The sequence below is a fragment of the Comamonas sp. BIGb0124 genome (genome assembly GCF_003752175.1).
Lineage (GTDB): Bacteria > Pseudomonadota > Gammaproteobacteria > Burkholderiales > Burkholderiaceae_C > Comamonas_F.
On the sequence record NZ_RJVF01000008.1, the window covers coordinates 700,635 to 714,034 of the forward strand.

The window sequence follows — 13,400 nt, forward strand, 5'->3', positions numbered from 1 at the left end:
GCCTTCTTCATGCCCGACGCTCCTTCCCGCCCTCGCCATGCCTTCCGGCTCGTCCTTTTCTTTGCGCTGGCCTACTGCGCCAGCTACGCAGCCGCGCCCTGGCTGCCGCCCACCGCAGGCTGGGAAAACGGTCCGGTAGAAAACCTGCAGGCGGGCCTGCTGTTTGCCGGCGGCCTGCTCGCACTGCATTGGCGCCGCACGGCGGCACAGGCCGGAGGCGATGCAGGCCGCAGCCATGCCGTCTTCTGGCTGATGGTCGCACCGATCTGGTTTGTGCTGTGCGCACGTGAACTCAGTTGGGGCACCGTTTTCATGACCCCGCTCGCGGTCGTTCCCGAACTCGGCCCGATGTTCTCGTCCAGCCAGCAGTTGCCCTACAAGCCGCTGGTCGCTCCCGTCATCGCGCTCATACTGGTCTGGCAACTGGTGCTGTTCGTGCGCACCCGGCAAGACCGGACCTTGCAGCGGATCTGGCGCGGTGGCGGCTTTCCGCTCGTCGAGATCGGACTGTGCGTGGTGGGCATGCTGCTCTCGGCCGAAGCCGAAGGCCACGGCTTCATCGGCTTTTCCGAACTCAGCCACGCCGCACAGCAGACGCTCGAAGAGTTGGCCGAGCTCTGGGCCTACATCGCCCTCCTGCTCGCCCAGTGGCGGGTGGCCCGTACGCTGGGCCCTCGCCAGGGCGCCCTGAACTGACCCTCGCGCCTCGGCGCCGCACCCGCACCCGCACCCGCACCCATCGTCCCACGCCGCGCAATTGCGGCGGTGTCCTACCGACCGAGGGCGCACACTGGCATGTCTCTTGCCTGCATCGACTGCAGGCAAGACAAGGCTGTTCGACTCGCGTGCACGGTCGCGCAAATCGTGCTACGGTTTGCACCGAGTCAGGACACTCATCGGGTCATGCTCCCCCGCGCGAGGCGCGCAGTTCCATCCGCAGGCAGCCCATGCGGACAAGCGCCACAGGATGCCAGCACAGCACACGGCACAACACCAGGCCGCGTGTGCGCCCATGCCATCCGCTAGCCATCGGTCGCTTTCTTCCGTCATGCTCGTTGCGGAGGTGTCGTATGCGCAGGTCCCCTCTCTACAGCCGCTCGCAGCCGCGTGCGTCGGCCGCCGGTCGGCCGACCGAGCCGGCCCCCGCTGCGGATGTGCCGCCAGCCCCCGCTGCCGATCGGCCCTCGAGAGCGAGGGCCGCAGTGCAAGGGGCTTACGGACGCGCCCGACGCTGGCAGGCCGGTCTGCTGTGGCTGGCCGTGCTGGGCCTGTCTGCCGTGCTCTACGCCGGCACGCCGCCCCCGCAGACGCCTCTGACGCAGGAGGACATCGATCGCGCCGTCATGAGCACGCTCGGTTCTCACGTTCTGCCCTCGCAGGACACCCGCGCCTACCAGGCCATCATTCCCTCGGTCGTGCGTGTCGTGAGCTACGCCAAGGAAGACAAGAAGCCGGCCGACACGAAAAAATCCGCACGCAAGGCGGCGCCGGCCACGCCCCCGCCCTCAGACGGCAACCGCTCGGCACAACGCCCCGATGCAGAAGGTCCGGCCAAGACGCCCCAGGCGCCCGGTGCCGAACCCAAACAGGCTCGCGCGGTCGTCCCCAAGGGTTATGAACCGCGTGGCGTCGGCACCGGCGTGGTCATCGTCGACGAGGGCGTCATCCTCACCAACCTGCACGTCGTCCAGGGCGCGGATCTCATCCATCTGACCTTCATGGACGGCACCGAATCCATCGCCTCGGTCACGGGCATACAGGCCAAGGACGACCTCGCCGTGCTGCGGGCCTACACCGTGCCCGACGACCTCAAGGCAGCCACGCTGGCCAGCACGGCCGGCCTGGGTTCCGGCGATCACGTCATGGCCGTGGGTTTTCCGTTCGGCATCGGCCCTTCCGCGTCGTCCGGCATCGTCTCGGGACTCAAGCGCAGTTTCCAGTCGCCCGAAGGCGAACAGATGATGACCAACCTCATCCAGTTCGATGCAGCCGCCAATCCCGGCAACTCGGGAGGGCCGCTCATCAACATGTCGGGCGAGGTTCTCGGCATCGTCACCGCCATCTACAACCCCAACGAGCAGCGCAGTTTCGTGGGCATCGGTTTTGCCGTGCCCATCGAGAACGCCGCGCAAGCCGTCGGCATGTCCCCGTTCTAGCCAAAGCGAATCCACGACCTGCCCCGATCCGCCATCCGTCAATCCCCAGCCAGAGGACGCCCTGACCATGACCGATTTCCAACCCCAGACGCCCGTCCATCCCAGTGCCTCTCATGCCGCCACCCCGATTGCGCCCATGACCGTCGACACCACGGCGGAACTCATGGAAAAGATCCTCTACGAAGTCAAACGGGTGGTCGTGGGCCAGGACGCCTTTCTCGAACGGGTGATGGTCGCCCTCCTGGCCCAGGGCCACCTGCTGGTCGAGGGCGTTCCCGGCCTGGCCAAGACCTTGACGGTCAAGACGCTCTCCAACACCGTCTCCGGCAGTTTCCGGCGCATCCAGTTCACGCCCGACCTGGTGCCTGCCGACCTCATCGGCACCCGCATCTACAACCAGAAGACGGGCGACTTCAGCACCGCGCTCGGTCCCGTCTTCGCCAACCTCGTGCTGGCCGACGAGATCAACCGCGCCCCCGCCAAGGTGCAGAGCGCATTGCTCGAGGTCATGCAGGAGCGGCAGGTCACCATCGCGGGCGTCAGCTATCCCGTGCCCTCGCCCTTCCTGGTCATGGCCACGCAGAACCCCGTGGAAACCGAGGGCACCTATCCGCTGCCCGAAGCCCAGGTCGACCGGTTCATGATGAAGGTGCTGGTCACCTACCCCAGCGACGAGGAGGAGTTCATCATCGCCGAGCGGGCGATCGGCGCACCCGCATTCGTCCAGCCGGTGGCGACCACCGAACAGTTGGCCGCCATGCAGCGGCTGGCGCGCCAGGTCTATGTCGATCCGTCCATCATCCAGTACGCCGTTCGGCTGGTCTCGGCCACGCGCCAGCCCCAGCAGCACGGTCTGGCCGACATCGGGCGCTTCATCACCTACGGCGCCAGTCCACGCGCGACCATCAACCTCGTCGAGGGCGCGCGCGCGCTGGCCCTCATGCGCCGCCGCAGCTACGTGCTGCCCGAGGACCTGACGCTGCTCGTGCCCGACGTGCTGCGCCACCGCATCGCCGTCACCTACGAGGCACTGTCCGAAGGCATCTCGCCCGACGACATCGTCGCCCGGATCATGTCCCGCGTCGCCCCACCGGCCAAACCCATCCAGCATGATGAAAAAATCGCAGCCTGACCCCGCCGCCGCTCCGGCTACGGGCGGCCCGCCGGTCGCCGACGCCACGTTGCGCCGGCTCGAATGGAAAGTCCTGCGGCGCCTCGACGGTCTGCTCCAGGGCGATCACCGCACACTCATGCGGGGTGGCGGCATGGACCTCAGCGACCTGCGAAGCTACCAGTTCAGCGACGACGTGCGCCAGATCGACTGGAACGTCACCGCGCGCCTGCAGGAGCCGCATGTGCGCATCTACACCGAAGACCGGGAGATGACCGCCTGGTTCCTGATCGACCTCAGCGCCTCGATGGATTTCGGCTCCAGCCGCCAGCGCAAGCGCGATACCGCCGAGCAGTTCGCCACCGTGCTTTCGCGGCTGCTCACGCGCAGCGGCAACCGCGTCGGCGCCATGATCCACGGCACCGACAGCGACACCACGGTGCCGCCCGGCCAGGGCCGCCCGCATGTGCTGCGCCTGCTGCATACGCTGCAGACGCGCCGTTCGGCCAACCAGCGGGCCGGCGGCGCCACCCAGCTCGAAGACCTGCTGCGCCGGGCTGCCGGCGTCGTCCGCAAGCGCTCGACGATCTTCATCCTCTCCGACTTCTTCAGCCCCGAAGGCTGGGACCGGCCTCTGGCCCAACTGGCCCAGCGGCACGATGTACTGGCCGTGCGCCTGCTCGATCCCCTGGAGATCGAGCTGCCCGACCTCGGACTGCTGCCGATCCGGGACGCCGAAACCGGCGAGCAGATGCTGGTGGACACCCACGACCCCGCTTTTCGCCGCCGCTTCGCGTCCATCGCCGCACAGCGCGAGGCCGACCTGCGCGCGGCCTTTCAGAAAGCCGGGGTCGACACGATGGAACTCTCCACGGAAGACGATCTGGTCGACGCCCTGATGCGGCTCTCCGACATGCGCAATCGCCGAGGGCGTACCCATGCCCCCTCGGGTTTGCCCGGCCACCTCCATCACCCACCCGGCCGGCACCTGGGTGCGGCCTGAGTCCAGTTCCGCCTGCACGTCCCAGCCACCGCCCGACCCCAGTTGCCCAAGGAGCCGAACATGATGCCCGTCACCTTCCTCTGGCCCCAGTTCCTCTGGCTGCTGCTGGTCGTGCCCCTGCTGATCGCCGCCTATGTCTGGCTGCTTCGGCGCCGGCGCAAGACGGCGCTCAACTACGCCAGCCTGTCCATCATCCGCGCCGCCATGGGACCGGGACAGAGCGTCAGGCGCCACATCCCCCCCGCCCTGTTTCTGCTGGCCCTGGTCGCCATGCTGATCGCCGCGGCCCGGCCCCATGCCGTGGTCAGCCTGCCCTCGGACCAGCAGACCATCATCCTGGCCGTCGATGTCTCCGGCAGCATGCGCGCCACCGACGTCAAGCCCAACCGCCTCGAAGCCGCCCAGGCCGCGGTCAAGACCTTCCTGGCCGACCTGCCGCGCCACATCAAGGTCGGCCTCGTCGCCTTCGCCGGCAGCGCCCACATCGCTCAGCTCCCCACGCTCAATCGCGAGGATCTCAACACCGCCATCGACCGCTTCCAGCTCCAGCGGGGCACGGCCACCGGCAACGGCATCATGATGGCCATGGCCACCCTGTTCCCCGATGCCGGCATCGACATCGAGGCGCTGAGCGACGAACGCCCCTCGCGCAGCAGCATGCGCATCGGCCAGGGCCCCGCGCTCAACGACGGCGCCAAGACCCCGGCGCCCGTGCCGCCCGGCTCCTACACCTCGGCGGCGGTCATCATGCTGACCGACGGCCAACGCACCACCGGCGTGGATCCGCTCGAAGCCGCCAAGTTCGCGGCCGACCGGGGCGTGCGTGTCTACACCGTCGGCGTGGGCACGCCCGAGGGCGAGACCATCGGCTTCGAAGGCTGGTCGATGCGCGCCCGGCTCGACGACGAAACCCTCAAGACCGTCGCCCAGTCGACCCGGGCCGACTACTTCTATGCCGGCAACGCCACCGACCTCAGCAAGGTCTACGAATCGCTCAGCTCGCGGTTTGCGCTCGAAACCAAGGAAACCGAGATCTCCAGCCTGGTCGCCCTGGCCGCAGCCCTTCTGGCCATGCTCTCGGCCGCCCTGTCGCTGGCCTGGTTCAACCGCATCGTCTGAGCACGCCGCTTGTCAGCCCCCTGCCGCAGAAGGGGGTCTCGGCCCTGCCCGCTTGATGCCCAGGCAGCACAGCGCCCCCGTCAGGGCCAGCGCAGCCCCGACATACTGCGGCGAGGTGTAGCCCCAGCCCGCCGCAATCGTCAGCCCGCCCAGGTAGGCGCCCAGGGCATTGCCGATGTTCGAAGTCGACTGGATCATGGCCGAGGCCAGCATCTTTGAGCCTTCCGCGTTGTCGATCATCAGCACCTGCAGCGGCGCAATCACCGCAAACGACACGGCCCCCGTCACAAAGGCCATGACCAGCGCCAGGGGCTTGGAAGGTGCCGTCAGGGCCACCAGCACCGAGACCACCGCCATCGCCAGCAGCAGTTGGCGGGTGGCCCTCAAGGGCGACACGCGATCGGTCAACCGGCCGCCCAGGTAATTGCCCAGCGCCATGCCGGTCCCCGCCAGCACCATCACCAGCGAGACCGAGGCCGGGTCCACGCCCGCCACCTCCGTCATCATCGGCGCGATGTAACTGATCCAGGCATAGATGCCGCCCGTGCCGATCGCCGACGCCCCGACGATGAACCAGAAACGCGGTCGCAGGAACGAACGCAGGCTGTCCGTGAGATGGGCTGCCGGGCTCGGCGGCAGTTGCGGCAGCCAGCGCCTGATGCACCAGGCCGCCAGCAGCGCCACCAGCGCGATGCCCACGAAGGACAGCCGCCAGCTCAGCACATGGCCGATCCAGGTGCCGAGCGGCACGCCGACGATATTGGCCACGGTCAGCCCCGAGAACATCAGCGCCATCGCCTGCCCTTCCTTGCCGCGGCCGGCAAGCTGGCCTGCCACCACCGCCCCGACACCAAAGAAGGCACCATGCGGCAGACCCGAGAAGAGGCGTGCGACAAACATCAGTTCGTAGGTCGGCGCCAGGGCGAACAGCGCGTTGAAGAGCCCGAACATCACCATCAGGGCCACCAGGATGTTGCGCGGCGGGTAGCGGTCGGCCAGCGCCACCAGCAGCGGGGCACCGATCACCACCCCCAGGGCGTAGCCCGAAATCAGATGGCCGGCCGCCGGAATGCTCACGCCCTGGCTCTGCGCGATATTGGGCAGCACGCCCATCAGCATGAACTCGGCCATGCCGATCGCAAAGCCTCCAGCGGCCAGCGACAACAGCGGAAACTTCATAAAACAGTCAGATATCGAAGGGCGGGCGCCCGGTGGACGAATTGTGCGCCAGCCGCGCCCCCACTGGCCTGCACGCGGTTGCAGGGCCCCGGAAAGCCGTCCCGCACCCTTCACCGACAGCGGCAATTTTGCCCCCGCCGAGCAGGGTGAGGTGTCCCGACAGCAATATCAGGCAAAATCCCGCAGTGGTCATCCACCTGCAGCCTCGCAGGTCACATGCCCGGACTTTTTTTCGACCGAGACAAGCCATGAGTACCCAACCTACCATCATCTACACACTCACCGACGAAGCTCCGCTGCTCGCCACCAGCGCATTCCTGCCGATCATCCGCACCTTCACTGCCCCCGCCGGCATCGACGTCACCACCAGCGACATCTCGGTCGCGGGCCGCATTCTGGGCGAGTTCCCCGAATTCCTGACCGAAGAGCAACGTGTTCCGGACAACCTCGCCGAACTCGGCAAGCTGACCCTGTTGCCCGACACCAACATCATCAAGCTGCCCAACATCAGCGCCTCGCTGTTCCAGCTGACCAGCGCCATCAAGGAACTGCAGGCCAAGGGCTACAAGGTCCCCGACTACCCCGAAGATCCCAAGACCGAAGAAGAAAAGGCCATCCGCCAACGCTATTCGAAGTGCCTGGGCAGTGCCGTCAACCCCGTGCTGCGCGAAGGCAACTCCGACCGCCGCGCCCCGGCCGCCGTCAAGAACTACGCCCGCAAGAACCCGCACAGCATGGGTGAATGGAGCATGGCTTCGCGCACCCACGTCGCGCACATGAAGCACGGCGACTTCTACCATGGCGAAAAGTCCCTGACCGTGGCATCCGCCCGCGACGTCAAGATGGAGCTGATCGGCAAGGACGGCAAGACCACCGTGCTCAAGGCCAAGGTGGCCCTCAAGGCCGGCGAGATCATCGACAGCATGTTCATGAGCAAGAAGGCGCTGTGCGACTTCTACGAAGAGCAGTTCGAAGACGCGCGCAAGACCGGCGTGATGCTGTCGCTGCACGTCAAGGCCACCATGATGAAGGTCTCGCACCCCATCGTCTTCGGCCACGCCGTCAAGATCTTCTACAAGGAAGCCTTTGCCAAGCACGGCGCGCTGTTCGACGAACTCGGCGTGAACGTCAACAACGGCCTGGTCAACCTCTACGAAAAGATCGACACCCTGCCTTCGTCCAAGAAGGAAGAGATCATCCGCGACCTGCACGCCTGCCACGAGCACCGTCCGTCGCTGGCCATGGTCGACTCGGCCAAGGGCATCTCCAACCTGCATGCGCCCAACGACGTGATCGTCGACGCCTCGATGCCCGCCATGATCCGCATCGGCGGCAAGATGTGGGATGCCAACGGCAAACCCCAGGACACCAAGGCCGTCATCCCCGAGAGCACCTTTGCCCGCATCTACCAGGAAGTCATCAACTTCTGCAAGACCAACGGCAACTTCGACCCGACCACCATGGGCACCGTGCCCAACGTGGGCCTGATGGCGCAGAAGGCCGAAGAATACGGCTCGCACGACAAGACCTTCGAGATCCTCGAAGACGGCGTGGCCAACATCGTCGACCTGGCCACCGGTGAAGTGCTCATGTCGCAGAACGTCGAGCAAGGCGACATCTGGCGCATGTGCCAGGTCAAGGACGATCCGATCCGCGACTGGGTCAAGCTGGCCGTCACCCGTGCCCGCAACTCGGGCATGCCCGCCGTGTTCTGGCTCGATCCCTATCGCCCGCACGAAGCCGAGCTCATCAAGAAGGTCGAGACCTACCTCAAGGACCACGACACCCAGGGTCTCGACATCCAGATCATGTCGCAAGTGCGCGCCATGCGCTACACGCTCGAACGTGTCATCCGCGGCCTCGACACCATCTCAGTCACCGGCAACATCCTGCGCGACTACCTGACCGACCTGTTCCCCATCATGGAACTCGGCACCAGCGCCAAGATGCTTTCCATCGTGCCGCTGATGGCCGGTGGCGGCATGTATGAAACCGGTGCCGGTGGCTCTGCGCCCAAGCACGTCAAGCAACTGGTCGAAGAGAACCATCTGCGCTGGGATTCCCTGGGCGAGTTCCTCGCCCTGGCCGCCTCGCTCGAGGAACTGGGCCAGAAGACCGGCAACCCCCGCGCCAAGGTTCTGGCCACCACCCTCGACGTGGCCACGGGCAAGCTGCTCGACAACAACAAGAACCCCCTGCCCAAGGCCGGCCAGCTCGACAACCGCGGCAGCCAGTTCTACCTCGCCCTGTACTGGGCTCAGGAACTCGCCGCCCAGACCGACGACAAGGAACTGGCAGGCAAGTTCACCGCCCTGGCTCAACAACTCACCGCCAACGAAGCCAAGATCGTCGCCGAACTCAACGACGTGCAAGGCCAGCCGGTCGACATCGGTGGCTACTACAAGCCCGATTTCGAGAAGCTCGCCACCGTGATGCGCCCCAGCGCCACCTTCAACGCCGCCCTGGCGTCGGCGCAAGGCTGATCTCGTCGCAAAGTGCCTGACCGGTGCCGTCGCCAGACGGTGCCTGCCCGGCACCCGAGTCAATCGGATCCGGGGCGCAAACTCCAAACAAAAAACCACGCATGTCGCCAGACATCGCGTGGTTTTTTCATGGTGCAGCCAGCTCTGCGCAATCGCAGCCCGGGCGGGATCGTCGACCGCCCGTTCGAATCGCCACCCGGACCGTGCGCGCAAGCCCGCCGCATGGCCCATGGCCGCGGATCGTCTGCACTTGCCGGAAGACGGCTTTCAGTCGGTCACAGCGTCTGCGGTCAGGCGTGACGATGCGTTCCCGGCAACCGCTGCCTCGTCGCCATCCAGGCCATCGGACCCCCGCACGCCGCCATGGGCCAGCGCCATCACGGCCTCCGGATCGAGGTGCTTGAGCTTGTGGTCGCTCCAGACCTGCCGCCAGCGCCTTGCACCGGGCAGCCCGTGGCGCAGCCCCAGCATGTGACGCGCGATCGACGGCCAACCCGTGCCATGCGCCCGGGCCTCCTGCTGCATGTACGCCACCATGGCCGTTTCAACCGCTTCGCGGGTCAGGGGCTCTCCATTGCGGGGGGCGCCATCCATGTAGAGCGCATCCCAGGTGCTCAGCCACCACGGGTTGTGATAAGCCTCGCGCCCGATCATCACGCTGTCCACCCGCTGCAGTTGCTCGGCCACCTGCGCATCCTGGCTGATGCCGCCATTGATGCCGATGTGCAGGTCGGGGAAATCCTGCTTGAGCCGATGCACCAGTTCGTATCGCAGCGGCGGAATGTCGCGGTTCTCTTTCGGCGACAACCCCTTGAGCCAGGCATTGCGGGCATGGACAATGAACGTCCGGCAGCCCGCTTCGCTCACCTGCCCCACGAAGTCCCGCACAAAATCGTAGCGTTCCTCACGGTCTATCCCGATCCGGTGCTTGACCGTCACCGGAATCGAAACCGCATCCCGCATCGCCTTCACGCCGTCGGCCACCAGGCCCGGCTCCGCCATCAGGCAGGCACCGAATGCCCCGCGCTGCACCCGTTCGGAGGGACAGCCGCAGTTCAGGTTGATCTCGTCATACCCCCACTGCTCGCCCAGCCGCGCAACCTGTGCCAGATCGGCCGGCTCGCTTCCGCCCAACTGCAAGGCCACAGGATGCTCGACCGCATGGAACCGCAGATGCCGCGGCACATCGCCATGCAGCAGCGCACCCGTCGTCACCATCTCGGTGTACAGCAGCGCCTGCCGGCTCAACAGCCGATGGAAATACCGGCAATGCCGATCGGTCCAATCGAGCATCGGGGCGACCGAAAGGCGCGGATAGGTCGCAATCCCTTGATCATCAATCGTTTTATTCTCAATCATCGTTCCGAAAACCCACTCTGCATCGCCTGCGGGGCATCCTCAAACCTCAAAAAAACCTGATTCCCCCGGGGCTGCGACGAGACCCGCAAACCGCCGCCCATTCAATCGTGACGGTGTCCATGGGCATGATCATGTCCATGCCCATCCACCGGACAGGACGATGCCGAAGCCGCCTTCCCGCCCTGCCCCGCACAGTCCGCGCAGCTTCCATACAGCGTCAGCTCGTGATCCTCGACCGTGAAACCGGGCGGCGCGAGCTTGGCATAGCCGTCCACGCACCCCTGCACATCGAACACCTTGCCGCAAGTCCTGCACTGAAAATGATGGTGGTGGTGCTGCGCCGCATGTCGGCTTTCGTACCGTGCGTTGTCGCCGGGCAAGACCACCAGCTCGATGCTGCCGGCCTCCAGCATCATCTTCAGGTTTCGGTAGACCGTGGCGATCCCCATGCCGGGGACTTCCACCTGCGAGGCCTCCAGCACTTCTTGCGGAGAAAGCGGACGGCGAGCCTCGTCGATGGCTTGCTGGATGGCGTGGCGTTGGCGGGTATGACGTTCCATGGATTCCGGGGACAGCGGCACAACCGCCCGGCCAGCCAGCTCACTGGCAAACCGGCGAAAGGCCGCATTCGAGCAGACCCGCACGACGAGACGGCGGGCCGCTAATAAAAAAACCGTCGGCGGCAGCCGACGGTTGCTTCGAGACGCCATTATCGGCAATCATGCGCCGCCCGGCAAATTCCAGGCGGCCATCGGTCCGCCGGCATCTGCCGGCAGACCGCGATCAGCCCATGTGCAGACCGCCGTTGATCGAGAAATCGGCGCCCGTGGCATAGCTGCCTTCTTCCGACGCCAGCCAGGCAATGATCGAAGCGATCTCTTCCGGCGCACCGAGACGGCGGGCGGGAACCGTCGCCACGATCTTGTCGAGCACGTCGGGACGGATGGCACGCACCATGTCGGTTCCGATGTAACCCGGGCTCACGGTGTTGACCGTCACACCCTTGCTGGCCACTTCCTGCGCCAGCGCCATGGTGAAACCGTGCAGGCCCGCCTTGGCCGTGGAGTAGTTGACCTGGCCGAACTGGCCCTTTTGCCCGTTCACCGACGAAATGTTGATGATGCGGCCCCAGCCCGCCTCGATCATGTCGTCGAGCACCTGCTTGGTGACGTTGAACATGCTGTTGAGGTTGGTGGAGATCACGGCATCCCAGTCGGCCTTGCTCATCTTGCGGAACTGGCCGTCCCGCGTGATGCCGGCATTGTTCACCAGCACCGCCACCGGACCGTGTTCCTCCTTGACCTTGCTGAATGCCGCTTCGGTGGAATCCCAGTCGCTCACATTGCCGACCGACGCATAGAAGTCGTACCCCAGCGCTTTCTGCTCGCCCAGCCAGAGCACGTAATCCCGGCTCGGTCCGCAACCTGCAATCACCTTGAATCCGTCACGACACAGGCGCTGGCAGATGGCGGTACCGATGCCACCCATACCGCCCGTGACATACGCTACTTTCTTCTGACTCATAAAACCTTACTCCTGTTCCGTTGATGGTGGCCGCTCGCTCCAGCGGCTTTTCTTCGTCTTCCCGACCCTGAACCCACGCGAGCGGGTCGGGACACGATGACATTGAGACTAGCAAACTATGTACCGGCCCGTTCGGCCGGCCGGGTCATGACAAACCCTCGCAAAACCCTTGCATGACCCGATTCGAACCGGCAGATCAGCGTTCCAGCGTCAGGGCCACGCCCATGCCGCCGCCGATGCACAGCGACGCCAGACCTTTCTTGGCACCGCGGCGCTGCATTTCATGCAGCAGCGTCACCAGGATGCGGCAACCCGATGCGCCGATGGGATGGCCGATGGCGATCGCACCGCCGTTCACATTGATCTTGCTGGTATCCCAGCCCATTTCCTGGTTGACCGCACAGGCCTGCGCTGCAAAGGCTTCGTTGATCTCGAGCAGATCCAGATCGGCCGCACGCCAGCCGGCACGCGCCAGTGCCTTTTGCGAGGCGGGCACCGGGCCCATACCCATGTAGGCCGGGTCGAGACCGCTGGTGGCGTAGCTGGCGATGCGCGCCAGCGGCGTCAGCCCCAGTTCCTCGGCCTTGCGGGCCGTCGTGACCAGCACCGCCGCGGCACCGTCGTTGATGCCCGAGGCATTGCCCGCCGTGACCGATCCTTCCTTGTCGAAAGCCGGGCGCAAGCCGGACAGCGCATCTTCGCTGGTCTTGCGATTGATGTATTCGTCCGCGTCGAAGCGCAGCGGATCGCCCTTGCGCTGGGGAATCTCCACCGGCACGATCTCGTCCTTGAACCGGCCGGCGTCCTGCGCGGCGATCGCCTTCGACTGACTGGCAAAAGCCAGCGCGTCCTGCTGTTCGCGGCTGATCTTGTATTTCTTGGCCACGTTCTCGGCCGTGATGCCCATGTGGTACTGGTTGTAGACGTCCCACAGGCCGTCGACGATCATGGTGTCGATCAGTTTCCAGTCGCCCATGCGCTGGCCTTCACGCGAGTTGGGCAGCGCGTGCAGGGAACGGCTCATGTTCTCCTGGCCGCCGGCCACCACGATGTCGCTGTCGCCCGTGCCCACGGCCTGTGCCGCCAGCATGATGGCCTTGAGGCCCGAACCGCAGACCGCATTGATGGTGAGCGCAGGCGTCTCGCGGGTCACGCCGGATTTGATCAGGGCCTGGCGGGCGGGATTCTGTCCCGCGCCGGCTGTCAGCACCTGGCCCAGGATCACTTCGCCGATCTGGTCGGGCGTGAGCTTGGCGCGCTCGAGCAGGGCCTTGATCACGGTGGCGCCCAAATCGACGGCCGGCACGCTGGCCAGCGAACCGCCGAACTTGCCCACGGCAGTACGGGCTGCAGAAACGATGACGATGTCTTCCATGATTCGCGATCTCTTTCAGTCAATTCGGGACGGCTGCATACAGAAGCGCATGCGGGCTGCCGTTGCCCATTCTTGTAAAACCGCACCCCGT

At 65.7% G+C, this 13,400-nt stretch carries 11 protein-coding genes; 6 read left to right on the forward strand and 5 right to left on the reverse strand.

The window, feature by feature from the left end; all coding sequences use genetic code 11:
* Window positions 1–9: 9 nt before the first annotated feature.
* From EC845_RS04400 to EC845_RS04420, 5 genes are all read left to right on the forward strand, one after another.
* Window positions 10–696 carry a hypothetical protein gene (locus tag EC845_RS04400; protein ID WP_123295965.1) on the forward strand — a complete coding sequence of 229 codons (687 nt, stop codon included), beginning with the start codon at window positions 10–12 and terminating at the stop codon, window positions 694–696.
* Window positions 697–1,070: 374 nt separating this feature from the next.
* Complete coding sequence (locus EC845_RS04405) at window positions 1,071–2,156, forward strand: S1C family serine protease (RefSeq protein WP_123295966.1); 1,086 nt, start codon at window positions 1,071–1,073, stop codon at window positions 2,154–2,156.
* Window positions 2,157–2,292: 136 nt separating this feature from the next.
* Window positions 2,293–3,288: a MoxR family ATPase gene (locus EC845_RS04410; protein WP_123296360.1), complete on the forward strand. Its 996-nt coding sequence runs from the start codon at window positions 2,293–2,295 to the stop codon at window positions 3,286–3,288.
* Complete coding sequence (locus EC845_RS04415; RefSeq protein WP_123295967.1) at window positions 3,269–4,270, forward strand: DUF58 domain-containing protein; 1,002 nt, start codon at window positions 3,269–3,271, stop codon at window positions 4,268–4,270. The genes EC845_RS04410 and EC845_RS04415 overlap by 20 nt, the downstream gene beginning before the upstream one ends.
* 60 nt (window positions 4,271–4,330) lie before the next feature.
* The gene (locus EC845_RS04420; RefSeq protein ID WP_233597925.1) at window positions 4,331–5,389 is read left to right on the forward strand and encodes a VWA domain-containing protein; all 1,059 of its coding nucleotides are present in this window, start codon (window positions 4,331–4,333) and stop codon (window positions 5,387–5,389) included.
* A gap of 12 nt (window positions 5,390–5,401) precedes the next feature.
* Here EC845_RS04420 and EC845_RS04425 read toward each other — a convergent pair whose 3' ends face one another.
* Window positions 5,402–6,568, reverse strand: coding sequence for an MFS transporter (locus tag EC845_RS04425; protein ID WP_123295968.1), 1,167 nt, complete (start codon window positions 6,566–6,568; stop codon window positions 5,402–5,404).
* Between the two features lie 248 nt (window positions 6,569–6,816).
* Between EC845_RS04425 and EC845_RS04430 the strand changes: the two genes are divergently transcribed.
* Window positions 6,817–9,051 (forward strand): NADP-dependent isocitrate dehydrogenase, encoded by a 2,235-nt coding sequence (locus EC845_RS04430; RefSeq protein WP_123295969.1) that lies wholly within the window; start codon window positions 6,817–6,819, stop codon window positions 9,049–9,051.
* 267 nt (window positions 9,052–9,318) lie between these two features.
* Here EC845_RS04430 and dusA read toward each other — a convergent pair whose 3' ends face one another.
* The 4 genes from dusA to EC845_RS04450 form a co-directional block, all read right to left on the reverse strand.
* Window positions 9,319–10,410 (reverse strand): tRNA dihydrouridine(20/20a) synthase DusA, encoded by a 1,092-nt coding sequence (gene dusA / locus EC845_RS04435; RefSeq protein WP_123295970.1) that lies wholly within the window; start codon window positions 10,408–10,410, stop codon window positions 9,319–9,321.
* A gap of 101 nt (window positions 10,411–10,511) precedes the next feature.
* Window positions 10,512–10,970, reverse strand: a complete 459-nt coding sequence (locus EC845_RS04440; RefSeq protein WP_123295971.1) for a Fur family transcriptional regulator — start codon at window positions 10,968–10,970, stop codon at window positions 10,512–10,514.
* A 223-nt stretch (window positions 10,971–11,193) separates the two neighbouring features.
* The gene (gene phbB, locus EC845_RS04445) at window positions 11,194–11,934 is read right to left on the reverse strand and encodes an acetoacetyl-CoA reductase (RefSeq protein WP_123295972.1); all 741 of its coding nucleotides are present in this window, start codon (window positions 11,932–11,934) and stop codon (window positions 11,194–11,196) included.
* Window positions 11,935–12,130: 196 nt separating this feature from the next.
* On the reverse strand, window positions 12,131–13,309 hold the full coding sequence (locus EC845_RS04450) for an acetyl-CoA C-acetyltransferase (RefSeq protein WP_123295973.1): 1,179 nt from the start codon (window positions 13,307–13,309) through the stop codon (window positions 12,131–12,133).
* Between the last annotated feature and the right edge of the window lie 91 nt (window positions 13,310–13,400).

What these genes read in the sequence shown, in the direction of transcription:
- EC845_RS04400 (WP_123295965.1), top strand. Translation starts at nt 10, where the DNA reads ATGCCCGACGCTCCTTCCCGCCCTCGCCATGCCTTCCGGCTCGTCCTT.
- EC845_RS04405 (WP_123295966.1), top strand. Translation starts at nt 1,071, where the DNA reads ATGCGCAGGTCCCCTCTCTACAGCCGCTCGCAGCCGCGTGCGTCGGCC.
- EC845_RS04410 (WP_123296360.1), top strand. Translation starts at nt 2,293, where the DNA reads ATGACCGTCGACACCACGGCGGAACTCATGGAAAAGATCCTCTACGAA.
- EC845_RS04415 (WP_123295967.1), top strand. Translation starts at nt 3,269, where the DNA reads ATGAAAAAATCGCAGCCTGACCCCGCCGCCGCTCCGGCTACGGGCGGC.
- EC845_RS04420 (WP_233597925.1), top strand. Translation starts at nt 4,331, where the DNA reads ATGATGCCCGTCACCTTCCTCTGGCCCCAGTTCCTCTGGCTGCTGCTG.
- EC845_RS04425 (WP_123295968.1), bottom strand. Translation starts at nt 6,568, where the DNA reads ATGAAGTTTCCGCTGTTGTCGCTGGCCGCTGGAGGCTTTGCGATCGGC.
- EC845_RS04430 (WP_123295969.1), top strand. Translation starts at nt 6,817, where the DNA reads ATGAGTACCCAACCTACCATCATCTACACACTCACCGACGAAGCTCCG.
- dusA (WP_123295970.1), bottom strand. Translation starts at nt 10,410, where the DNA reads ATGATTGAGAATAAAACGATTGATGATCAAGGGATTGCGACCTATCCG.
- EC845_RS04440 (WP_123295971.1), bottom strand. Translation starts at nt 10,970, where the DNA reads ATGGAACGTCATACCCGCCAACGCCACGCCATCCAGCAAGCCATCGAC.
- phbB (WP_123295972.1), bottom strand. Translation starts at nt 11,934, where the DNA reads ATGAGTCAGAAGAAAGTAGCGTATGTCACGGGCGGTATGGGTGGCATC.
- EC845_RS04450 (WP_123295973.1), bottom strand. Translation starts at nt 13,309, where the DNA reads ATGGAAGACATCGTCATCGTTTCTGCAGCCCGTACTGCCGTGGGCAAG.